Source organism: Fusobacterium ulcerans (genome assembly GCF_003019675.1).
In the GTDB taxonomy this organism is placed as follows: Bacteria; Fusobacteriota; Fusobacteriia; order Fusobacteriales; family Fusobacteriaceae; genus Fusobacterium_A; species Fusobacterium_A ulcerans.
The window spans coordinates 1490492-1513336 of the sequence record NZ_CP028105.1 but is presented as its reverse complement, the minus strand read 5'-3'; the positions used below and the strand labels follow the sequence as shown (position 1 = coordinate 1513336).

Genomic DNA, 22845 nt, shown 5'->3' with positions numbered 1-22845 from the left:
CCTTTATAAAAAAGGAGGATTCCTCCTCCTGATTTAATTGTTTATATTTATTAATTTGTTGCTACCCATGCAGCATCTGTGTCATCATATGAAGCTGTTACTGTTAAAGTTACATTTAAAGCTCCAGCAGTAGTTGGTTTATATTTCAATTTAAATTTTTTGGTTGCAGTTCCAGTTGTTAATAGCAGTTTTTCTCCATCTACTATTTTAGCTGCGTCATCAAAACTTAAATCAGCTCTCCCATCTCCTACCATAGTTGAATTCAAAACAACATTTTGTCCTGATTCTCCTGTTAAAGTCAATCCTATTTCTTGTGAAACTGCTTCACTATTAACTAATACTCTTCCAAATTCTATTGTCTCTTCTGTTGATGTTATTGTAATTCCTTTTACTGCTGTTCCAGTAATACCAATTGCTTTTTCTACCTTTCCAACCTCTGCCCCAAATGCTGTCATAGATAATGCTGCTAATAGTCCTACCATAAAAAATGTTTTTTTCATGATACGTCATCTCCTTATTTTATTTTAACTTTACAGTTTCGCTATAAAGTATTTTGCTTTTTCCAGATACATTTACTTCTACTGCTTCACCTTTCAAATCTTTAAGCTCTACCTTTACTACTGCTGTTCTGTCTTTTAAGATTCTTCCAGTTTTTTCCTCCATTTCTCCCAGCTTTTTACCCTTAGCAGAGAGATAATTTACTTTTATTTCAGGTCTTAAACTATATTTTCCATTATTTTTGATATTCATTGTAAGTTCATTATTTACAACTTTTATATTTGAAACAGCTATATCATATTCTACTTTTCCTTTAGTTCCATACACTGTAAGCCCATGTCTTCCAGCTAAAGTCAATGTACTTTGTCCCTCTACCACCTCTGGAAGTTCCTCTATATATATCAGTCCTCTATATTCTCCATCAGGTTTATCTTTAGGAGCTCTTATAGAAAATTTTATTCTTCTTTCTGAATTTCCTTCTAATGTCATAGTTCTTGGATATATTCTCAGCCATTCTCCAAGATATTCTTCATCTTTTATATTTTCATCTTTTCCCGGATATATTTTTACTCTGATAGGTTCATTTGAATTATTTACAAGTATTATCTCCTCTGTAGCTGATCTATCCAGATTCATTTCAAATATCCCTGGGGCTACTGAAGTTCTAAAAAATGCAAAACTGCTCACTGTTACCATTAAAAACATGAATGCAATACTTATTATTTTTTTCATATACGCTCCTCACTTAATCATAGGTAGCAGTAAAAACTATTGTATCCTCTGCTTCATCCCCATGATTCATTTTATTTAATGTTTCTGTATTATATGATATCTTAAATTTTTTCTCTTCTCCTTCAGATACTTTTTCTATCTTATAGAGATTTTTTTCATTACCGCTATAATCTACATCTTTAAGATTTATAGCTCCATTTGTATATTCTTCTTTTAGGCCAAATGTTAATGTTTTTGTATTTTTATTGTTAGATCCTTTGATATAGTTTTCCATAACTATTTCATTTGTTTCCACTCCATCTACTTTTACAACTAATGAAGCATTGGCAACAACTTTCCCTGTTATTTTTATTACAGCAGAAACTTGTTGAAACTCCCCTGAATACAAGTTTAAACTTATTAACAAAAAACAAAAAATTTTTTTTATCATAAGCTGATCATCCCTGTTTTGTTTATTTTTTCCTCTATTTGGTATTTTTTTGAATAATTATGTCTTTAATCGGATTATAGCATATAAAATACAGAAGTTCAATAAATATCTTTATTCCTCATTTTAAGATAAAATAACTAATTATATATACTAATATGCTTTTTTCGTTAAGGTTCTAAATTTCAATTAATAAACTTCTTTTATTTGAATTTCCAAAGTTAAAGTGTAAACAAACTAAATTTTAATTGAAATAAACAACATAAAAAAAATCTATTTTATATATAAATAAAATAGATTTATAGAATGTTATGAAATCACAATTAGTCCCTCAAAAACAAAAAACAGGCTTAAAATATGCCTGTTTTCTTATTTTAAATATTTATAATAATCTTTCTGCTAAACGTACTTTTACTAAAGCTTCATTTAGATTTTTTTCAGTCAGAAGAATATCTTTATCCTCTTTCAATTTATCTAATTTGGCCTTAGCCTCTTCAGCTTCTTTTCTAGCTCTTTCCAAGTCTATCATTTCACATGGCATAGCTTCATCAGCTAGCACAGTTACATTATTATTAGATATCTCTAGAAACCCTCCTGAAACAAAGTAACATTTTTCTTCACCATTGAGTCTGATTTTCATTTCACCAATAGCAAGTCCTGCAACAAAAGGTGAGTGATTAGGAAGAATTCCCATTTCTCCTTCAGTAGTTCTTACTAAAAGAAACTCTGCGTCTTGTTCCAAAACTTTTTCTTGATAATTTACAACCTTAACCTTAAAAGTTGCCATAATTATTCATCCCCTTTCATAAGGTCTCTTCCTTTAGCTACTGCCTCCTCTATAGTTCCTACAAATAGGAAAGCTTGTTCAGGGATATCATCATGTTTACCTTCAAGGATTTCTTTGAATCCTCTGATAGTATCTTTTACAGTAACATATTTTCCTTCCATACCTGTAAACTGTTCAGCAACAGAGAATGGTTGAGAGAAGAATCTTTGAATTTTTCTAGCTCTTGATACTGTAAGTTTATCTTCATCAGATAATTCATCCATACCTAGAATTGCAATAATATCTTGAAGCTCTTTATATCTTTGAAGAACTTCTTGTACTTCCCTGGCTACCTCATAGTGCTCTTTTCCTACTACTTCAGCTGATAGAGCTTTTGATGTAGAATCAAGAGGGTCAACTGCTGGGTAGATACCTAGAGAAGCTATATTTCTTGATAAAACTGTAGTTGCATCCAAGTGTGAGAATGTAGTTGCTGGTGCAGGGTCAGTAAGGTCATCTGCTGGTACATATACTGCTTGTACAGATGTTATTGATCCTGATTTAGTTGAAGTGATTCTCTCCTGCAAAGTTCCCATTTCTGTAGCAAGGTTAGGCTGATATCCAACTGCTGATGGCATTCTTCCTAATAATGCTGATACTTCAGAACCTGCTTGAGTAAATCTGAATATATTGTCTATGAATAGAAGAACGTCTTGTCCCTCTTTATCTCTAAAATTTTCTGCTACAGTAAGCCCTGTAAGTCCTACTCTAAGTCTTGCTCCAGGTGGTTCATTCATCTGTCCATAAACTAGAGATGTCTTAGATAAAACTCCTGATTCAGTCATTTCATCATAAAGGTCTCTACCTTCTCTTGTTCTTTCTCCAACTCCCGCAAAAACTGAAAGTCCTCCATGTCCCTTAGCAATGTTATTGATAAGTTCCATGATAAGAACTGTTTTTCCAACTCCAGCTCCTCCGAATAGTCCAATTTTTCCACCTTTTATATATGGTGCTAATAAGTCGATTACTTTTATTCCTGTTTCAAAGATTTCAGTTTCTGTTTCCTGCTCTTCAAAACTTGGGGCATCTCTATGTATAGGAAGATATTCTTCAGTTTCAATAGGTCCACCATCATCAACTGGCTGTCCTAGAACGTTTAATATTCTTCCAAGAACTGCTTTCCCTACTGGTACTTTTATAGGGGAACCAGTATCTATTACTTCCATACCTCTTTGCAGACCATCAGTAGAATCCATTGCTACTGCTCTTATTACATTGTTACCTAGATGCTGTTGAACTTCAAGTACAAGTTCCTTATCTCCTACTTTTACTTTCAATGCATTATATATACTAGGCAGCTGGTCTTTAAAAGACACGTCTACAACGGCACTGATAATCTGTGTTATAGTTCCTTTGTTCTCCACGCTATTGCCTCCTTATCTTTAATTTAGAGCTGCTGCTCCACCAACTATTTCAGTTATTTCTTGAGTAATAGCTGATTGTCTCTCTCTATTATATTTCAGATTAAGCTCTTTTATCATCTCTTCTGCATTATCTGTGGCACTCTTCATTGAATTTTTTCTTGCTGAATGTTCACTGGCAGTATTATTCAAAAGAGCCTGATATATCTCAACATTTAAATATTTAGGAAGAAGTGCAGACAATATAGTCTCTGCATCTGGTTCAAAAATATATGCTGTGTTTTCTGTAGCTTCTACTCTTTCTATAGGAATAAGTTTTCTTACTAAAAGGTCGCTTCTCAAAGCTGATACAAACTTATTATAGATCATATACACTTCATCAAAGATTCCATTATAGTAATATTCAACTATATTTTCACTTATCTCTTTTGCCTTATCTCCCATTGTCTCGGGAATAAGTTGGATATAGCTTGCTTTCAGATCATACTTTCTCTTAGAGCAGTATTCTCTTCCTTTTCTTCCTATAGCAATCACTGAAACCTCTTTTCCACTATTATTTCTCATGATTTTTTCCATTTCTCTAAGAGCATTGTTATTGAATCCTCCACAGAGTCCTCTGTCAGATGTCATAACTATTACACCTATCTTCTTGACTTCTTCTCTCCCATCAAAAAGAGGATGTTTTTCACTCTTAACTCCTGCTGCTATGTTAGACAGGATGTTATGGATGCTTTCAGCATAAGGTCTTGATTTAGCTACTAATGCTGAAAATCTTTTGAATTTTGTAGTAGAAACAATTTCCATGGCTTTAGTGATTTGGTGAGTAGACTGAACACTTTTAATTCTGCTTTTTATCTCTTTAGCTCCAGCCATTATCCCACCTCTTTCTAGTTAAAATTCTTTTTGAAAGCGTTGATAGCTTCTCCCAATTTTGTTTCCATCTCTTTACTTAAAGCTTTTTTATCTTTTATTTCAGCTAAGATATCTGTAGTATTTCTAAGTTCTGTTAGAAGTTCATCTTCAAATCTTCTTACTTTATCCACATCTACAGAATCAAGATATCCATTGATAACAGCAAAGAATGCAACTACTTGTTCTTCAACTGGGAAAGGTCTGTATTGTGGCTGTTTTAAAACTTCCATAATTCTGTTACCTCTTTCCAATTGAGCCTTTGTAGATTTATCAAGGTCTGATCCGAATTGTGCAAATGTCAATAGTTCTGTATATTGAGCTAGTTCAAGTTTAACTTTAGAAGCAACCTGTTTCATAGCTTTTATTTGTGCAGAACCTCCAACCCTTGATACAGATATACCAGCATTTATAGCAGGTCTGAATCCAGAGTTGAACAATTGAGAGTCTAGGAATATCTGTCCATCAGTTATAGAAATAACGTTTGTAGGAATGTATGCTGATACGTCTCCTGCTTGTGTTTCTATTATTGGAAGAGCCGTTATAGATCCTCCACCTAATTTATCAGATAATTTAGCTGCTCTTTCAAGTAATCTTGAGTGCAGATAGAATACGTCTCCTGGGTAAGCTTCTCTTCCAGGTGGTCTTTTAAGCAATAGTGACATTTCTCTATATGCTACTGCATGTTTTGATAGGTCATCATATACTATAAGTACATGTTCCCCTTTATCTAGGAAATATTCTCCCATAGATACTCCTGAATATGGAGCCATATATTGTAATGGAGCTGCCTCAGATGCTGTAGCTGCAACTATAGTTGTATATTCCATAGCTCCTGCATCTTCCAATTTTTTATATATTTGAGCAACAGTAGATCTTTTTTGTCCAATTGCAACATAGATACATTTTACTCCTGTTCCCTTTTGGTTAAGGATAGCATCAATAGCAATAGCCGTTTTTCCTGTTTGTCTGTCTCCAATTATAAGCTCTCTTTGTCCTCTACCAATAGGTACCATCCCATCAATAGATTTGATTCCTGTTTGTAATGGTTCAAATACTGGTTTTCTAGAGATGATTCCTGATGCTTTTCTCTCTATCTCCATATATTTTTCAGCTTTAATTTCACCTTTTCCATCAATTGGTTCTCCAAGAGCATTTACAACTCTTCCTAGTAAAGATTCTCCAGCTGGAACAGACACAACTCTTCCAGTTGCTCTTACTTCATCTCCCTCTTTTATCAGAGAGAAGTCTCCAAGTATAACTGCTCCTACATTATCCTCTTCAAGGTTCAATGCCATTCCCATAACACCATGTGGAAATTCCAATAGCTCTCCTGACATTGCACTGCTCAATCCATAGACTCTGGCTATACCGTCTCCTACTTCTAAAACAGAACCTGAAGTTTTTATATCAAGACTTTTTTTATAGTTCTCAATCTCATTTTTGATTATGCTGCTTACTTCTTCTGGCCTAATTTTCAACTGATTACACCTCCTGCTTTCCAAGCCTTTCTATTTTTTTCTTAGGGAATTCAACTCTTTACGTATAGATCCATCAGTTACCTGATCTCCTATTTTAATGATACCTCCACCTATGATGGCTTTATCAATTTTAACTTCAAGATTGATTTTTTTCCCTGTTTTTTTCATTAATTTTTCTATTAATTTTTGTTTTTGTAGCTCACTTGGTTCAACAGCAAAGGTTGCCTCAACATCAAGTATCTGATTTTTTTCATAGTATATTTTCAGATATTCTGCCACAATATTTCTTATGTTTTCCATTCTTTTTTTATCAAGAATATAAAACATTATATTTAAAGTACCCTCATCAGAATCTTTAAAGATAGAGCTTAAAACTTTTTTCTTTTCATCTTCTTCAATAAGAGGATGTGTGATAAAAGTTTTAAATTCATTATCATTTTTATATAATTCCATGAGAGCATTTAGCTTTTCATAAATGGGTTTTACTTTGTCAGTAGATTCAGCGATTTCGTAGATTGCTTCTGCATATCTTCTTCCTACTTGATTATCAATCATCTTTCTTCCCCTACCTCTTCTATAAACTCATCTATTAAGGTAGACTCAAGTTTAGGGTTTATTTTTTCTTCAATCAGCTTTTCAGCTAATCTTACAGCCAAATCTTTTACCTCATCCTGAAGTTCTTTTCTTACATCTGATTTCATTTTAACAGCTTCAAGTTCAGCATTTTTTATGATCTTATCTCTTTGATCTTTAGCTTCGCTCAAAATGTATTCTCTTCTTTCATCAGCTTTATGTTCAGCTGTTTTCAGAATTTCATTTGCTTGAAATTTAGCTTTCTTCAGTAGTTCTTCAGCTTCTTTCTGAAGTTTCATTGCTGCTTCTTTATTTACATTAGCATCATTTAAATCGCTTGTTATTTTTGCTTTTCTTGTCTCAAGCATTTTTCCTAAAGGTTTCTTAAAATATTTGTTAAATACAAAGACAAGTATAAAAAAGTTGATTATCTGCCAGAACATATTGACATCTATCGATACTGCTGGCATAATTGTTGTCGCCAAATTCTCTACCTCCTTTCCAGATGATGATAAATTTCTCTTTTTATTTCAAAGAAATTATCCTAACATTCCTACGAAAGGGTTAGCATATAATAATATCAAAGCGATAACTAGAGAGTAAATACCAGTTGACTCTGCAACTGCTTGTCCAAGTATCATTGTAGAGATAATATTACCTTTTGCTTCTGGCTGTCTAGCTACTGCTTCTACTGCTTTACCTGCTGCATAACCTTCTCCAATTCCTGGTCCTAATCCAGCGATCATTGCACAACCTGCTCCAATTGCTGATGCTGCTAATACTATAGTTTTTGCTAATAACATTTCGTTCATATTTTATTACCTCCTAAAGTTCTATTGTTTTTTTATCTAGTCTGTATACTCCGCATCTCCCAAAGAGCCTTGGATATATACCATACTCAACATAATGAATACAAAACTTTGTACCAATCCCATAAACAGATCAAAGTACAAGTGCAAAGGTGCTGGAACTATTGCTGGTGCTGCCATATAAAGAAGCCCCATGATAACTCCACCTGCGAACATGTTCCCGAAAAGTCTGACAGAAATATTAACTGGTTTAGCAAACTCTCCAACTATGTTCAGAGGAAGCATAACAGGTATTGGTTCGATAAATCCTTTCAGATATCCTCCAAAACCATTTGTTGATATATTTGCTTTTAGGAAAGCAAACGTTGTAAGTAGTGCCAATCCTACTGTAGTATTCAAATCGGCTGTTGGTGATCTAAAAGCCGGTGCTAACTGAAACACTCCATTCTCTACTGAATACCATGGTATAGGAAAGAATGTTACTATGTTAGATGTGAATATAAATAAAAAAAGTGTTGATATGTAGGAAAAATACTTTTTCTTCCATGATCCCAGCATCTGCTCAATTATAGCATCTAAAAAGTCATATACACTTTCAAGCATTATTTGAGCCTTTCCTGGTATCATTTCCAATTTTTTAGTTCCCAGTTTAAATAAAATAAACAGTACCAAAATGATAAACCAAGTGGTCACAACTGTTATAGTTACTGGTAACCCATATCCCCCATTAGCCATTTCCATTGCAAATGGCATCTTATGAAGAAATTCAGGAAGAGGGAGAAAAAATACAATTCTTGGTCCTTCCACCAAAGGGGGTGTTACGAACTCTATTGCTCCTAATCTCATCTGTTAAAACCCTCCTTTCATTGCGTCATCTTAGATATTTGTCTCTAAGCTTCAATATATTTTCAGAAAGAATTATTAAAAGTATATTTGCCTTTACATTCAATAATCCTATTGCTGAACCTAATAACATGGGCAGCCCAAAAAAATGAGCCATTATACCAAGATATATACCATAAATGGCATATCTTTTTGCATAACCTATAAAACCCCTTTTTCTCGAAATATTTTCAGAAGCAGCTATGGATTTTATATCAAGGCAAAGTAAATAGAATACAAAAATAGACATCACACTACCTGAAAACATTCCCAGATAGACATATTCACTTTTCACTAACACTCCATATATAAGAATAATGACTGTTGTCACTGCTGCTCTTTTAAAAATTCTTTTTATATCATTCATTCCATCACCTTTTCTACTTTTTCATTATCAGCTTATATGCACTGTAAAAGCCGCTTACTATACCTATTAAAAGCAGTAGAATAAATAATATCGTGCTTTTAAAAAAATATTTCTCAATCATTTTATAAATAAATACATAAAGAAGGATATTTCCAGCTATCAAAAAGCCAAGATACCCTAGTAATGAGAAATTCTTAATTAATTCTTTAGTTATCCATTTCATGAATAATTCACCATCTATACTGTATAATTTTATAATGTTTCTCACTTTTAGTCAATGTTTTATTTCTATTCTGGAAATAAATTGTCATTTACTTACCGTTTTGGTATTATTTTTTTAACAAATAAACATTTCGTTTGCCTGCAATTTCATTATTTTCTATAATTCTTATCAGTTTAAGTCCAGATTCTTTTACAGAATCCTCAATTTCTTTCTCTGTAAATATCATTTTGCTATAACTTTCTGTAATTTTATCAAATGTTCCCTTAGAATTTTTTACAAAATATGTAGCATCTATGTAGTCTATTCCTTCTTCTATTTCATGTTCCCAGATACAAGTTAAATCTTTTCTATTGTCAACAAAGAGATCATTTGGAAACATCATTTCCATAAATTCTCTGTCCACTACATCAAAAATATATACTCCTTCATCTTTTAAAGAATTTTTTACACTTATAAAATGACTTGTAAGCTCCTCTGTAGAAAGAATATGATTCACTGTATCAAAAAGAGCCACCATTATATCATATTGAAATCCTGTATTAAAATCTACCATATCCCCAAGAAATAATCTAACTTCTCTATGTTTTAATTTTCTGTCTGCTATTTTAAGCATTCCTTCAGATAAATCTAAACCATGGCATTTATAATTTTTAGCCATTCTTAAAAGCAATTCTCCTGTTCCGCACCCAATGTCCAGCAACGCTTTTCCCTGAGGCTTTCCTTCTGCAATAAGACCTTCTACTACCTTTTCCCATGCTCCATAATCTGAATATTCCATAAATTTATCATAGATTTTAGAAAAATATTTATACATATTATATTCACCCTGTTTATGCTAATTCTTTTTTTACAATTTCAGCAATTTCATTAACTACTTTTTCCACCATAGACATATCTTTTCCTTCTACCATTACTCTTACCAACGGTTCAGTTCCAGATGTTCTTACCAATACTCTTCCTAGACCTTCCATCTCTTTTTCTTTCAAAGCTATAAAGTCAGTTATATTTTTATTTTGATTCCAGATATTCTTCTTCTTGTTGTCCACTGTTACATTAATAAGTTTTTGAGGCCAGTCCTTTATATCTTTTATCATTTCATCAATATATTTTTTCTCATCTCTCAATGCTTCAACCAATTTAAGCGATGTAAGTATTCCATCTCCAGTAGTTGCATGTTCCAAAAGTATAATGTGACCTGATTGTTCTCCTCCAATAGCAGCTTCACTTGCTATCATTTTTTCAAGAACATATCTATCTCCTACATTTGCTCTTAACAGTTCTATTCCATTTTCTTTAAGATAATTTTCAAGACCCATGTTGCTCATTACAGTTGTAACTACTTTGTTTCCTTTTAAATGTCCTTTTTTCTTCATAAGAAGAGCCAGAACAGCTATTATTTTATCTCCATCTATTATATTTCCGTTTCTGTCAACAGCCATAAGTCTGTCAGCATCTCCATCATATGCCAATCCCAAATCAGCCTCATAACCTACTACTACTTTTGCAAGTATTTCTGGATGTGTAGAACCACATTTTACGTTAATATTTCTTCCATTAGGTGCATCATTTATTACTACAACCTCTGCTCCCAATGCTAAAAATACATCTCTGGCTATTCTGTAAGCTGATCCATTAGCTGTATCAACTATTATTTTCATTCCAGTAAAATCACCTTTTACACATGACAAAAGATGATCTCTATATAGAAAATATTCATCTTCAGCATATTTAAATCTTCCTACTTCATCTCCAGCTATGGCATCTTTAGTTATTTCAGCATAATCATCCATCAATCTTTCGATTTCTGCTTCTGTTTCATCTGGAAGTTTATATCCATTTGACCCAAATACTTTAATTCCATTATCTTTAGCTGGATTGTGAGAAGCTGAAATCATTATTCCTGCATCTGCTCCCTTAGTTCTAGTGATATGTGCCACTGCTGGTGTAGATATAACTCCTACGAAATCTATATCCACTCCCATAGAGTTTAATCCTGCTGTAAGAGCTGATCTCAACATATATCCAGATCTTCTTGTGTCGCTTCCCATTATGACTTTTATTTTACCATTATTTTTTTTCTGTTTAAGATAATATCCCAGTGCATAACCTAATCTGAGTGCTATATCTACTGTAAGGTCTCTGTTTGCTTCTCCTCTGATACCGTCTGTTCCAAAATATTTTCTCATAATTCATTACCTCTTCTTAAATTTAATTTTTCTCCAATAAAACCTGTTATTATTCCTGCCACTACACCTATAGCTAAAAAGCCCCATACAAACATCATTATAGATTTTGAATACAGGGTGATATTTCTAAAAATCAGAAAATATACGACTATAAGCTGAATCATATTGTGAAGAAAGGCAGAAAGAGAACTGATTGCTAAAAGAGAAAGGTATTTCCTGAACTTATAAAGCCCAACCATAAATAAAGTAGTTATTCCTCCAGCTGATAAACTTATTATAAAACCGGGGGTGAAAAGAGTTCCTAACATAAGAGCTTGAATAAAGATTCTAAGCAGTACAACCTCAATCGCAAGCTTAGAATCAAATTTTTCAAGAGCTATTAAAACAGCTATATTAGATAATCCTATTTTCATCCAAGGAAAAGGTTTTGGAATAAAATTTTCTGCCAGAGAAAGATACAGTGCAAGTAGAACTAATGCTGTCAAATATATCTCTCGTCTATTTTCTTTCATTCTTTATACCCTTAACGCTGCTTCCATTCCTAGTTTATCACTATATCTTTCTAAGATTGGTTTTACTTCTACATTTACAAACTCTTCTGTTTGCTCAGGTGCAAAACCTATAAAATTCTTAGGTGATAAAATTTCCAGCAATCTATCTTTATCTAAGTTAAAGTATTTATCATTTAATATTCTCTCAATAAGGTCATTTTCCTTTCCTTCTATTTTCACCATTTTTCCAGCTTCCATAGAGTGAACTCTTATTCTTTCATGAAGTTCCTGTCTGTCTCCACCATTTTTTACACATTCCATTATAATGTACTCTGTAGACATAAATGGAAGTTCAGACATTATACGTTTTTCTATCATTTTTGGATAAACTACTAATCCATCTAAAACATTTTTCCAGATTATCAATATAGCGTCTATTGCTAAGAAGGCCTGTGGAAGTGACAATCTTTTATTAGCTGAATCGTCAAGAGTTCTTTCGAACCATTGAGTAGCTGCTGTCATAGCTGTACTTTGCTGAAGGGCTATAACAAATTTTGCAAGAGAAGATATTCTCTCACTTCTCATTGGATTTCTCTTATAAGCCATAGCTGATGATCCAATCTGACTTTTTTCAAATGGTTCTTCTACTTCTTTTAAATGTTGTAAAAGTCTTAAATCATTTGTAAATTTATGAGCTGACTGAGCTATATTTCCAAGAAGATTCATTACTTCTGAATCAACTTTTCTGTCATAAGTTTGCCCTGTAACAAGGAATCTTTTATCAAATCCCATTTTTTCTGTTATCTTTTCATCTAAAGCTTTTACTTTAGAAAAGTCATCATTAAATAATTCTTTAAAACTTGCTTGAGTTCCAGTAGTTCCTTTAACACCTCTGAATCTTAAAGTTTTTTCTCTGAATTCAAGTTCTTCCAAGTCAAGAAGAAGACTTTGAAGCCATAGAGTGGCTCTTTTTCCTACTGTAGTTAATTGTGCTGCTTGAAAATGAGTAAATCCTAATGTTGGAAGATCTTTGTACTCCACAGCAAATTTTGACATTTCAGATATTACATTTACAAGTTTAGTTTTAACTATATCAAGTCCATCTTTTATTTGGATAAGATCTGTATTATCTCCTACAAATGCACTTGTAGCACCAAGGTGGATTATAGGCATAGCTTTTGGAGCTTGTGTCCCAAATGTATGTACATGTGCCATTACATCATGTCTAAATTCAGACTCTTTTTTTGCTGCAAGTTCATAATCAATATTATAGATATTAGCTTTCATTTCTTCTATCTGTTCATCAGTTATGTGCAATCCTAGTTCCTTTTCAGATTCAGCTAAAGCTATCCAAAGCTTTCTCCAAGTAGAGAATTTTTTGTCAGGTGAAAAATTCTCAAGCATCTCCTTTGAACTATATCTTTCTGCTAAAGGGTTTGAATAAATGTTCATATTCATTTTTTATTTACCATCCTTTTTATATATTTATAGGTTTTTGTTTTCATAATTTTTGATAATACAAAACTATTTCATCAATTAATCAATTTTTGACCATTATGTAAGCTGCTTCCCCTGTATCAGTATAATAGTTTTTTCTGGTAGCTATCTGTTCAAAACCATTTTTCTTGTAAAATTCTATAGCTCCTGTATTATTTTCTCTAACTTCAAGCATTATAGGTATCTGTCCAAGAGATGAAATATAATTTAAAAGTTCTTCCCCAACACCTTCTCTTCTATGCTCTTTTTTTACTGCAATTTTCATTATTTCCCACACATCAACACTATCATAAAGTATCACATAACCTGCTATTTTTTCTTCTTTTTTTACAATAAGAAATCTATATCTATCTATTTCTTCCATCTCTTCCAGTTGTTTTTCTGAAAATGCTGTATTACAAAATATCTCTTTTTCCATTTCAGCTATTTCTGAAAGATTTTTTCTATCAATTAATTTTTCTATCAATTTTTACTCCTATTTCAAAAGCTTTATTCTGTTCAACGGCCAGAATCTTACAAAAGCTTCTCCTTTTATCCTGTCTTCACTTACAAATCCCCACATTCTTGAATCATAACTTCCATTAGTATTATCTCCAAGAGCAAGGTAATAATCTTTTTCTGATATTAATGCTACATTTTCACCTTTAAGTATTCTGTTTACATATTTAGAATCATGTATCAAATCCAAAAGCATTCCTGTTTTTTCTCCATTTACTCTAAATTCAAGATCTGGAAGTATCTCTCCAACTGCTCCTGGATTATCTACAAGGTACTTTTGTACTTCTCCAACATTTATCATATTTTCTCTAAATAATTTTGAATAATCTTTTCCAGGAATTATCTCTACAGTGTCACCTTTTTTAGGTACTATCCATTTCTCATTTCCTATTTCTCCAATATTTGTATACTCTCTAGTTGTTATCTCTTCACCATTTACATAGAGATGGTTATTTTTTATATTTACTGTTTCTCCAGGAAGTCCCATTACTCTCTTAGTATAAAGTACCTTATTTTGAATAGGTTCTTTAAAGACAATAATCTCTTCTCTTTTAGGTTTTCTAAATTTATAAATAAGCATATTACCAAAAAGTCTGTCTTTCGGCATTATTGTTGGTATCATAGAACCTGTAGGTACAAGGAAATTTCCAAGATAAAATTTTTGTATGATAAGAACTAAAATAAGAGCTGTTCCTATTGTTTCTACCAAATTTATAGTTGATCTGATTCCTTTACTCAACACTTTTCCTTTTATATTAAGTACCATGATGACCTTGTCAGCAAATTTATCTCTATATATTTTTATGGTATCTGTCAAAGCTTTTTCTTTAACAAAAATATACACAAATATTGCTGTCAGTATCACATAGAAAATACCATTCAGTATTATTTTACTTTTCTCCATCTACAATCACTCCAATTTTATTTTTCCCCAATACAATCATTTTATCATAAATCTAAAAAAAAAAATACCTAAATAAAGAAAAAAGCCAAGGATAAATCCTTGGCTTCTGTTATTATTTTCTGATTTCTTTGATTCTAGCTTTTTTACCAGAAAGTCCTCTAAGGTAATAAAGTTTAGATCTTCTAACTCTTCCGATTTTTAATACTTCGATCTTATCGATCATTGGAGAGTTCATAGGAATTATTCTTTCTATTCCTATTCCTGAAGTTACTTTTCTAACTGTGAAAGTTTTTGCAATTCCTCCACCGTTTACTCTGATAACTACACCTTCAAATAACTGAACTCTTTCTTTGTTTCCTTCTTTTACTTTGTAGTATACTGCAATAGTATCTCCAGCTTTAAATGAAGGGATGTCAGTTCTTAAGTAGTTTTGTTCTACTAATTGAATTAATTTTTCTTTCATTATTTCTCCTCCTTGAGATATTCATTTAATTATTTTGATTAAAGCGGAATATCCATTTTAACTTAGATAGTTTATCATATTAGCAGGATAATGTCAATCCAATTTCTTACTTTTTGAAAATATCTATTATGAATATTTTATCAAGAATTTATGTTTAATTAAAATATTTTTTTATAACACAATATATATCTTTAACTTTATAAAGTTAACATATTACAGTATACTTTTCAAAATTTTATTGTGGTTTTAGAAATTTTTTTATGCTAAAATGGCTACTAACTAGGTTATACTAACATGGAGGTGCTGTATGAAAGAATTTAAAAGTAACCCTTTAGTTATTTTGAAGAATGTTCTCTTTGCTGTTTGTGCAGGTTTTGTTTTAGCAATTATAGCAAATTTTTTCCTTTCTCCAACTATTTCTAAAGGTCTTGGGGCATTAGTGTTTCTTGGGGGAACATATTTCGCTGTAGTTCTTGATAACATCAGAGTTGTTATAGATGGTGACAAGCTCACTTTCTATCGTGGCAAAAAGGAAACTCATAGCTTTACAATAAGTGAATGTTCTTTTCATTCTCTGATACGTTCTACTACTGGAGACAGTTCTTGTGATCTTACTATTAAAACTCATGAGAACGATTATGGAACAACTATTGATTGCAGTATGCTGGGAAGAGGACGTTATCTGCAACTATTAGATGCACTTGGTTTCAATGATCAGGAACCTGTAAATATCTCTACAACAAAAAGAAATAAATAAAAAAATTAGTATTTATTAATTTAACTTTAATACCAAATTATGAAAGGCAGGTTTTTATGGAAAATTCTTTTTCTACATTTCTGACTGGACCTGGAAGATATATTCTTATAATATGTGTTGTATATCTTTTAATAGGTCTCCCATTAACAATGTTATATCTAAAGAAAAATAAAGCAAAAGCTAAATCTTATTTAGAAGAAAATCCTGATTCAGCTAAAATGATGATAAGTACACGACTGGCCTTTGGCAACCTTTCTGATGCTTTAGTTATCATCTATATTAATAATGAAGCTCCAGTTCATTTCTATGCAAAGAGAAAATTAGGATATTTTCTTCGCCCTGGAAAAAATATTATAGAAGCTGAAGCTTCTTGGACAAGAAAAGGTCTTACCAAAACTACTACCACCACTACTGGTCCAATAAAAATAGAAGTTGAAGCAGAAGCTGAAAAAAATTATATATTAAAATATGATACAGAGGAAAATAACTTTATTTTCGAAGAATTTATAGAAGAACAATAAAAATAAAAAAGCCTTGGTGATACATATGTTAAAAAATAATAGAAAAAAAAGTGTTTATACTATTTTATGGTTATTGCTGTTTTTTACTATTGGAATTATTATTATTACTCTATTTTTATACCCTATTTATTCTGGAATACTGGGATTAATTTGGAATAAAATAATTCTTCCATTTGAAATGGCATTATTCCCCACTGTTTTTGTATATCTGGGATTACATGAATTTCTACATCAGGAAAAAGAAAAAAACGGGAAAATATCCTTTACACAAAAAATTATAACCTTATTAGGATGCCTGTGTTGTATTCCATGGTGTTTAATGATTTTTACTCAAGAAGAGGGACCCATTCATGCTATATCAGACCTTATAAAAGGACCTGTTACTGAATCTCTTTCCTTTAGTTCAATACACTATCAAAGAAATTACAACCATATAATATATACTAAACCATATTTTAACCTATGGCTGTTAAAAAGTGATTCTTCTGCAAATTATATTATATTAAAACTAGAAAACAGAAATTCACGCTTAATTGAACCATTATCTAAAAAATTCATTATAAATAATACTGTTTGGAATACTCAAAAGATCCTGGAATCATTTAAAGAGGATTCTGATGTATCAATTTATTCTTCTGAACTTGATATACAGGATATTCCAGATATAAAAGTTACATATTATCCAAGAAGTATGGTTTTTGTTTCTATAGAATGTGATTAACTAAAAAAAGAAGCTGTCTAAAAATTTTAGATAGCTTCTTTCAATTTATTTTTTATTAAATATTACAGGAGACTTTCTTACAGGTGGTTTTAGTTTTATTTTCATATAACCTAATGTCAAAGGACAAACCACATGATAATTCTCTGGTACTCCATATTTTTCTTTAAATTCTTTTGTATTGAGTATGTATTCGCCAAAACCTATCCAACAGCTTCCTATCCCCATTTCATAAGCGCCCAGCATTATATTTCCTGCCACAAGGGAACAATCATAAATATTACAGTGCGAATCTGTATTCCCATATATTATTACTAGAGTTCCTGCATCATAAAATACATTGTATTTAGGATTTTCTACCCAGTTTTTATATTGCTTCAAATATGGAAATTCATCAAAATTTTCAACAAGATGTTTTTTTATCTCTTCAGATAATTTTTTTATTTCTTCTTTATCTTGTATAACAACAAAACCCCATGGTTCCATAGCAGATCCTGTAGCTGCTTTTGTTCCTAATTCTAAAAGTTCATTTATTATTTTTTCAGATATTGGTTCATCTTTATATGAACGAATACTTCTTCTTTCATTGATACAAGAGATTATACTCATTACTATTCCTCCTTTGTGATATTTCTCTATATATTATATCATATTGAATGAAATAGCTTATTTTATACTTTATAAAAAATTTTCCAAAAAATAAAAAAATGGCGCTTCCTAATGGACTTGAACCATTGACACTGCGGTTAACAGCCGCATGCTCTACCGACTGAGCTAAGGAAGCACACATTTGTGCTTGGCAAGTTCCTATCCTCCCAGGAGGCTTCCCTCCAAGTACTTTCAGCGTTTACGGGCTTAACTTCTGGGTTCGGAATGGGACCAGGTGTACCCCCGCAGCTATTCTTACCAAGCTGTGTGTGTATTATTTCTAATAGACACTTGAAACTATATAGTAGCATACGCTTTCGCGCTTTCAATCTTTAGGTTAAAACTTTGACTTATTAGTATTGGTCAGCTAAAAGCCTCGCAGCTCTTACACCCCCAACCTATCAACCTTCTAGTCTCGAAGGAGTCTTAAAGAATACTTATCTTGAAGCTGGTTTCCCGCTTAGATGCTTTCAGCGGTTATCCGTTCCAAACGTGACTACCCAGCTGTGCCACTGGCGTGACAACTGGTACATCAGAGGTTTGTCCATCCCGGTCCTCTCGTACTAAGGACAGATCTTCTCAATATTCTAACGCCTACAGTGGATAGGGACCGAACTGTCTCACGACGTTCTGAACCCAGCTCACGTACCGCTTTAATGGGCGAACAGCCCAACCCTTGGGACCTTCTCCAGCCCCAGGATGCGATGAGCCGACATCGAGGTGCCAAACTTTGCCGTCGATATGGACTCTCGGGCAAAATCAGCCTGTTATCCCCAGGGTAGCTTTTATCCGTTGAGCGACGACCCTTCCATTCGGAATCGCCGGATCACTATGTCCTGCTTTCGCACCTGCTCGACCCGTCAGTCTCGCAGTTAAGCTCTCTTATGCCATTGCACTCTGCGGTTGATTTCCATCCAACCTGAGAGAACCTTTGAACGCCTCCGTTACTCTTTCGGAGGCGACCGCCCCAGTCAAACTGCCCACCTAGCACTGTTTCCGTGGCTACAAACCACAGATTAGAATTTCGACATTGAATGGTTGGTATTCCACCGACAACTCCAATACAGCTAGCGCCATATCTTCATAGTTTCCCAACTATCCTATACATGCAATGCCAAAACCCAATACCAAGCTACAGTAAAGCTCCATGGGGTCTTTCCGTCCTACTGTAGGTAACCGGTATCTTCACCGGTAGTACAATTTCACCAGGCCTCCCGTCAAGACAGCGCTCAAATCATTACACCATTCGTGCAGGTCGGAACTTACCCGACAAGGAATTTCGCTACCTTAGGACCGTTATAGTTACGGCCGCCGTTCACCGGGGCTTCAATTCGGAGCTCTCACTCCTCCTCTTAACCTTCCGGCACTGGGCAGGTGTCAGCCCATATACATCGCCTTACAGCTTAGCATAGACCTGTGTTTTTGTTAAACAGTTGCTTGAGCCTCTTCACTGCGACCCCCAAATGCTTTACAGCGCGTAGCTGTTAACATCCAGGGGCACCCCTTCTCCCAAAGTTACGGGGCAATTTTGCAGAGTTCCTTAACGAGAGTTAGCCTGTCCGCCTTAGATTTCTCATCCTGACCACCTGTGTCGGTTTCGGGTACGGGCAGTTATACCTTAACGTTAGAAGCTTTTCTCGGCAGCGTGGGATTTGTGCATTCATCTTACGACTATATATCACACCTCAAGTCTAATCTAGCGGATTTTCCTACTAGACCACTCTACATGCTTTTACGGGAACTTCCGTTCTCCCGCGCACATACCCTTCTGCGTCCCTCCATCACAAAATATAACTGGCACAGAAATATTAATCTGTTTTCCATTCGCCTACGCATTTTAGCCTCGGCTTAGGTCCCGGCTTACTCAGGGAAGACAAGCTTTACCCTGAAAACCTTGGTCTTCCGGCGAGGGGGATTCTCGCCCCCTTTCTCGCTACTTATTCCTGCATTCTCACTTCTGATACCTCCAGAGTTGCTTACGCTTCTCCTTCAACGGCCTACAGAACGCTCTCCTACCAATTGCTTACGCAATTCCACAGCTTCGGTTTATAACTTAGCCCCGTTACATTGTCGGCGCAGAGACTCTCGACCAGTGAGCTATTACGCACTCTTTAAAGGTATGGCTGCTTCTAAGCCAACCTCCTGGTTGTTTGTGAATCTCCACCTCCTTTCCCACTTAGTTATAATTAGGGACCTTAGCTGGTGGTCTGGGTTGTTTCCCTTTTGACAATGGAAGTTAATTCCCATAGTCTCACTCCTGAGCTTTGAATTATGGTATTCGGAGTTTGATTGAATTCAGTAAGCAATATGCCCCCTAGTTCATTCAGTGCTCTACCCCCATAATTAAACACTCAAGGCTGCACCTAAATGCATTTCGGAGAGAACGAGCTATCTCCTAGTTCGATTGGCTTTTCACCCCTAAACCTACCTCATCTCCCAACTTTTCAACGGCGGTGAGTTCGGGCCTCCACTGTGTCTTACCACAGCTTCACCCTGGACAGGCTTAGATCACCAGGTTTCGCGTCTACGCCCAGCGACTATGTCGCCCTGTTCAGACTCGGTTTCCCTTCGGCTCCGTTATACTTAACCTCGCCACTGAACGTAACTCGCAGGATCATTCTCCAAAAGGCACGCCATCACTCCGAAGAGCTCTGACCGCTTGTAAGCACACAGTTTCAGGTTCTATTTCACTCCCCTCCCGGGGTTCTTTTCACCTTTCCCTCACGGTACTATACGCTATCGGTTAGTAAGAGTATTTAGCCTTACGAGATATGGTCCTCGCAGATTCACACAGAATTCCTCGTGTTCCATGTTACTTGGGAGAGAACATACATTCTAATGAGTTTACCTGTACAGGATTATCACCTTCTACGATCTAGCTTTCCAACTAGTTCCAGTTCGGTCATTAGATATGTTGAATATCTTACAGTTCTTCAAACGTTCTTCCCACAACCCCATATAAGCAACGGCTGTATCCTTGACACTTATATGGTTTAGGCTCATCCCCGTTCGCTCGCCGCTACTTGGGGAATCGTTTTTACTTTCTTTTCCTCGAGTTACTTAGATGTTTCAGTTCACTCGGTACCCTCTTTCGTGCTAAGACTCCATCTTAGCAGATTGCTCCATTCGGAAATCTTGGGGTTGGCGCTCGTTTGCAGCTAACCCAAGCTTATCGCAGCTTACCACGTCCTTCATCGGCTCTTACTACCTAGGCATTCCCTGTGTGCCCTTAATTATTTTAACCTATTTTGTTTTTGTTTAATTTGATTGACAGCTAACTCTGTTTATATAAACAAGAGTTAAAATTGTATTTAATCTACTATATAGTTTCCAATGTCCATTTGATAAGTTATCCAGCGCTTAATACGCTGTAAGAACATTATCAATAGAATAGAGAAAGAGAAATGATCTCCTTAGAAAGGAGGTGATCCATCCGCACGTTCCCGTACGGATACCTTGTTACGACTTCACCCCAATCGCTAATCACACCCTCGGAACATCCCTCCTTACGGTTAGGCCTGTTACTTCAGGTGCAACCAACTCTCGTGGTGTGACGGGCGGTGTGTACAAGACCCGAGAACGTATTCACCGCAACATAGCTGATTTGCGATTACTAGCGATTCCAACTTCATGTACTCGAGTTGCAGAGTACAATCCGAACTAAGAATAGTTTTATGAGATTAGCTTACCCTCGCAGGTTTGCAGCTCTCTGTACTACCCATTGTAGCACGTGTGTAGCCCAGCGTATAAGGGGCATGATGACTTGACGTCATCCCCACCTTCCTCCTGCTCATCGCAGGCAGTCTCGCATGAGTCCCCAACTTAATGATGGTAACATACGAAAGGGGTTGCGCTCGTTGCGGGACTTAACCCAACATCTCACGACACGAGCTGACGACAGCCATGCACCACCTGTCACCAAGTTCCTCCGAAGAGGCACGAAAACATCTCTGTTAACTTCTTGGGATGTCAAACGCTGGTAAGGTTCCTCGCGTTGCGTCGAATTAAACCACATGCTCCACCGCTTGTGCGGGTCCCCGTCAATTCCTTTGAGTTTCATACTTGCGTACGTACTCCCCAGGCGGATTACTTATCGCGTTAGCTTGGGCGCTGAGGTTCGACCCCCAACACCTAGTAATCATCGTTTACGGCGTGGACTACCAGGGTATCTAATCCTGTTTGCTACCCACGCTTTCGCGCTTTAGCGTCAGTATCTGTCCAGTAGGCTGGCTTCCCCATCGGCATTCCTACAAATATCTACGAATTTCACCTCTACACTTGTAGTTCCGCCTACCTCTCCAGTACTCTAGTTTAGCAGTTTCCAACGCAATACGGGGTTGAGCCCCGCATTTTCACATCAGACTTACTAAGCCGCCTAGACGCGCTTTACGCCCAATAAATCCGGATAACGCTTGCGACATACGTATTACCGCGGCTGCTGGCACGTATTTAGCCGTCGCTTCTTCTGTTGGTACCGTCACTGACTTCTTCCCAACTGAAAGCACTTTACATTCCGAAAAACTTCATCGTGCACACAGAATTGCTGGATCAGACTTTTGGTCCATTGTCCAATATTCCCCACTGCTGCCTCCCGTAGGAGTAAGGGCCGTGTCTCAGTCCCCTTGTGGCCGTTCACCCTCTCAGGCCGGCTACCCATCATCGTCTTGGTGAGCCGTTACCTCACCAACTAACTAATGGGACGCAAAGCTCTCTCACAGCGCATATAGCTTTCATAACCAGATCATGCGACCCAATCATAATATCCGGTATTAGCATTCGTTTCCAAATGTTGTCCCAGTCTGTAAGGCAAGTTCTTTACGCGTTACTCACCCGTCCGCCACCTTCACCCGAAGGATCAAGTAGACTTGCATGTGTTAAGCATTCTGTCAGCGTTCATCCTGAGCCAGGATCAAACTCTTCGTTCAATCTATTTACTCAGTTATATAACTGATTGTTTACACTTATTTATTGTTTGTTGATTTTTTCATCTCTCTCTATTCTGTTGTTAATGTCCTTTTTTATTGTTTTTCTTTTCCGTCCCCTTTTCTCGTGGACAAGAATTATAATACCATAA

At 35.1% G+C, this 22845-nt stretch carries 24 protein-coding genes, 1 tRNA gene and 3 rRNA genes; 3 read left to right on the top strand and 25 right to left on the bottom strand.

Translation table 11 applies throughout. The features are described 5' to 3' along the window. Window positions 1–50: 50 nt before the first annotated feature. The 20 genes from C4N20_RS07065 to rplS form a co-directional block, all read right to left on the bottom strand. Window positions 51–500: a hypothetical protein gene (locus tag C4N20_RS07065; RefSeq protein WP_005982537.1), complete on the bottom strand. Its 450-nt coding sequence runs from the start codon at window positions 498–500 to the stop codon at window positions 51–53. A 19-nt stretch (window positions 501–519) separates the two neighbouring features. Next, window positions 520–1230, bottom strand: coding sequence for a fimbrial biogenesis chaperone (locus tag C4N20_RS07060; protein ID WP_005982535.1), 711 nt, complete (start codon window positions 1228–1230; stop codon window positions 520–522). A 13-nt stretch (window positions 1231–1243) separates the two neighbouring features. Beyond that, window positions 1244–1660, bottom strand: coding sequence for a hypothetical protein (locus tag C4N20_RS07055; RefSeq protein WP_005982532.1), 417 nt, complete (start codon window positions 1658–1660; stop codon window positions 1244–1246). A 379-nt stretch (window positions 1661–2039) separates the two neighbouring features. Then, the gene (atpC, locus tag C4N20_RS07050) at window positions 2040–2444 is read right to left on the bottom strand and encodes an ATP synthase F1 subunit epsilon (protein ID WP_005982530.1); all 405 of its coding nucleotides are present in this window, start codon (window positions 2442–2444) and stop codon (window positions 2040–2042) included. Between the two features lie 2 nt (window positions 2445–2446). Further along, entirely contained in the window at window positions 2447–3847 is a 1401-nt protein-coding gene (gene atpD, locus C4N20_RS07045; RefSeq protein ID WP_005982527.1) for a F0F1 ATP synthase subunit beta, read from the bottom strand. Window positions 3848–3865: 18 nt separating this feature from the next. Then, the gene (gene atpG / locus C4N20_RS07040) at window positions 3866–4717 is read right to left on the bottom strand and encodes an ATP synthase F1 subunit gamma (protein ID WP_005982525.1); all 852 of its coding nucleotides are present in this window, start codon (window positions 4715–4717) and stop codon (window positions 3866–3868) included. A 14-nt stretch (window positions 4718–4731) separates the two neighbouring features. Next, window positions 4732–6234: a F0F1 ATP synthase subunit alpha gene (gene atpA, locus C4N20_RS07035; RefSeq protein ID WP_005982523.1), complete on the bottom strand. Its 1503-nt coding sequence runs from the start codon at window positions 6232–6234 to the stop codon at window positions 4732–4734. Window positions 6235–6264: 30 nt separating this feature from the next. Continuing rightward, a complete protein-coding gene (gene atpH, locus C4N20_RS07030) occupies window positions 6265–6789 on the bottom strand; it encodes an ATP synthase F1 subunit delta (RefSeq protein WP_005982521.1) in 525 nt (174 codons plus the stop codon). After that, entirely contained in the window at window positions 6786–7292 is a 507-nt protein-coding gene (gene atpF / locus C4N20_RS07025) for a F0F1 ATP synthase subunit B (protein ID WP_005982519.1), read from the bottom strand. Before atpF ends, atpH begins: the two co-directional genes overlap by 4 nt. A gap of 54 nt (window positions 7293–7346) precedes the next feature. Further along, the gene (atpE, locus tag C4N20_RS07020) at window positions 7347–7619 is read right to left on the bottom strand and encodes an ATP synthase F0 subunit C (protein ID WP_005952243.1); all 273 of its coding nucleotides are present in this window, start codon (window positions 7617–7619) and stop codon (window positions 7347–7349) included. Window positions 7620–7655: 36 nt separating this feature from the next. Next, window positions 7656–8462 (bottom strand): F0F1 ATP synthase subunit A, encoded by an 807-nt coding sequence (gene atpB, locus C4N20_RS07015; protein ID WP_005982517.1) that lies wholly within the window; start codon window positions 8460–8462, stop codon window positions 7656–7658. 25 nt (window positions 8463–8487) lie between these two features. Continuing rightward, window positions 8488–8865 (bottom strand): hypothetical protein, encoded by a 378-nt coding sequence (locus C4N20_RS07010; RefSeq protein WP_005982515.1) that lies wholly within the window; start codon window positions 8863–8865, stop codon window positions 8488–8490. Between the two features lie 13 nt (window positions 8866–8878). Further along, entirely contained in the window at window positions 8879–9088 is a 210-nt protein-coding gene (locus tag C4N20_RS16835; RefSeq protein ID WP_039995992.1) for an AtpZ/AtpI family protein, read from the bottom strand. 106 nt (window positions 9089–9194) lie between these two features. Continuing rightward, on the bottom strand, window positions 9195–9902 hold the full coding sequence (locus C4N20_RS07000; protein ID WP_005982513.1) for a class I SAM-dependent DNA methyltransferase: 708 nt from the start codon (window positions 9900–9902) through the stop codon (window positions 9195–9197). Between the two features lie 16 nt (window positions 9903–9918). Continuing rightward, window positions 9919–11274: a phosphoglucosamine mutase gene (glmM, locus tag C4N20_RS06995; protein WP_005982511.1), complete on the bottom strand. Its 1356-nt coding sequence runs from the start codon at window positions 11272–11274 to the stop codon at window positions 9919–9921. Next, on the bottom strand, window positions 11271–11786 hold the full coding sequence (locus C4N20_RS06990; protein ID WP_005982509.1) for a Gx transporter family protein: 516 nt from the start codon (window positions 11784–11786) through the stop codon (window positions 11271–11273). Before C4N20_RS06990 ends, glmM begins: the two co-directional genes overlap by 4 nt. A 3-nt stretch (window positions 11787–11789) precedes the next feature. Beyond that, complete coding sequence (purB, locus tag C4N20_RS06985) at window positions 11790–13223, bottom strand: adenylosuccinate lyase (RefSeq protein WP_005982507.1); 1434 nt, start codon at window positions 13221–13223, stop codon at window positions 11790–11792. A gap of 82 nt (window positions 13224–13305) precedes the next feature. Continuing rightward, window positions 13306–13728 (bottom strand): ribosomal protein S18-alanine N-acetyltransferase, encoded by a 423-nt coding sequence (rimI, locus tag C4N20_RS06980; protein ID WP_005982505.1) that lies wholly within the window; start codon window positions 13726–13728, stop codon window positions 13306–13308. A gap of 9 nt (window positions 13729–13737) precedes the next feature. Next, entirely contained in the window at window positions 13738–14664 is a 927-nt protein-coding gene (lepB, locus tag C4N20_RS06975; protein WP_005982502.1) for a signal peptidase I, read from the bottom strand. Between the two features lie 112 nt (window positions 14665–14776). Beyond that, window positions 14777–15127: a 50S ribosomal protein L19 gene (rplS, locus tag C4N20_RS06970; RefSeq protein WP_005982500.1), complete on the bottom strand. Its 351-nt coding sequence runs from the start codon at window positions 15125–15127 to the stop codon at window positions 14777–14779. Between the two features lie 307 nt (window positions 15128–15434). Here rplS and C4N20_RS06965 point away from each other — a divergent pair, with 307 nt between their 5' ends. Genes C4N20_RS06965 through C4N20_RS06955 form a run of 3 tightly spaced genes read left to right on the top strand, consistent with a single transcriptional unit; the run spans window position 15435 to window position 17126 of the window. Continuing rightward, the gene (locus C4N20_RS06965) at window positions 15435–15884 is read left to right on the top strand and encodes a hypothetical protein (protein WP_005982498.1); all 450 of its coding nucleotides are present in this window, start codon (window positions 15435–15437) and stop codon (window positions 15882–15884) included. Window positions 15885–15940: 56 nt separating this feature from the next. Beyond that, the gene (locus C4N20_RS06960; RefSeq protein ID WP_005982496.1) at window positions 15941–16405 is read left to right on the top strand and encodes a hypothetical protein; all 465 of its coding nucleotides are present in this window, start codon (window positions 15941–15943) and stop codon (window positions 16403–16405) included. 25 nt (window positions 16406–16430) lie between these two features. After that, complete coding sequence (locus tag C4N20_RS06955) at window positions 16431–17126, top strand: hypothetical protein (RefSeq protein ID WP_005982494.1); 696 nt, start codon at window positions 16431–16433, stop codon at window positions 17124–17126. 45 nt (window positions 17127–17171) lie between these two features. Here the strand turns inward: C4N20_RS06955 and C4N20_RS06950 are convergent, their stop codons facing one another. The 5 genes from C4N20_RS06950 to C4N20_RS06930 form a co-directional block, all read right to left on the bottom strand. Further along, entirely contained in the window at window positions 17172–17732 is a 561-nt protein-coding gene (locus tag C4N20_RS06950) for a nitroreductase family protein (protein WP_005982491.1), read from the bottom strand. A 99-nt stretch (window positions 17733–17831) separates the two neighbouring features. After that, window positions 17832–17907: transfer RNA gene (locus C4N20_RS06945), tRNA-Asn, on the bottom strand. 10 nt (window positions 17908–17917) lie between these two features. Then, window positions 17918–18034, bottom strand: a 5S ribosomal RNA gene (rrf, locus tag C4N20_RS06940). Window positions 18035–18104: 70 nt separating this feature from the next. Next, window positions 18105–21015, bottom strand: a 23S ribosomal RNA gene (locus tag C4N20_RS06935). Between the two features lie 173 nt (window positions 21016–21188). Next, a 16S ribosomal RNA gene (locus tag C4N20_RS06930) occupies window positions 21189–22696 on the bottom strand. Together the 16S, 23S and 5S rRNA genes with 1 tRNA gene alongside form the textbook arrangement of a ribosomal RNA operon. Window positions 22697–22845 lie beyond the last annotated feature (149 nt).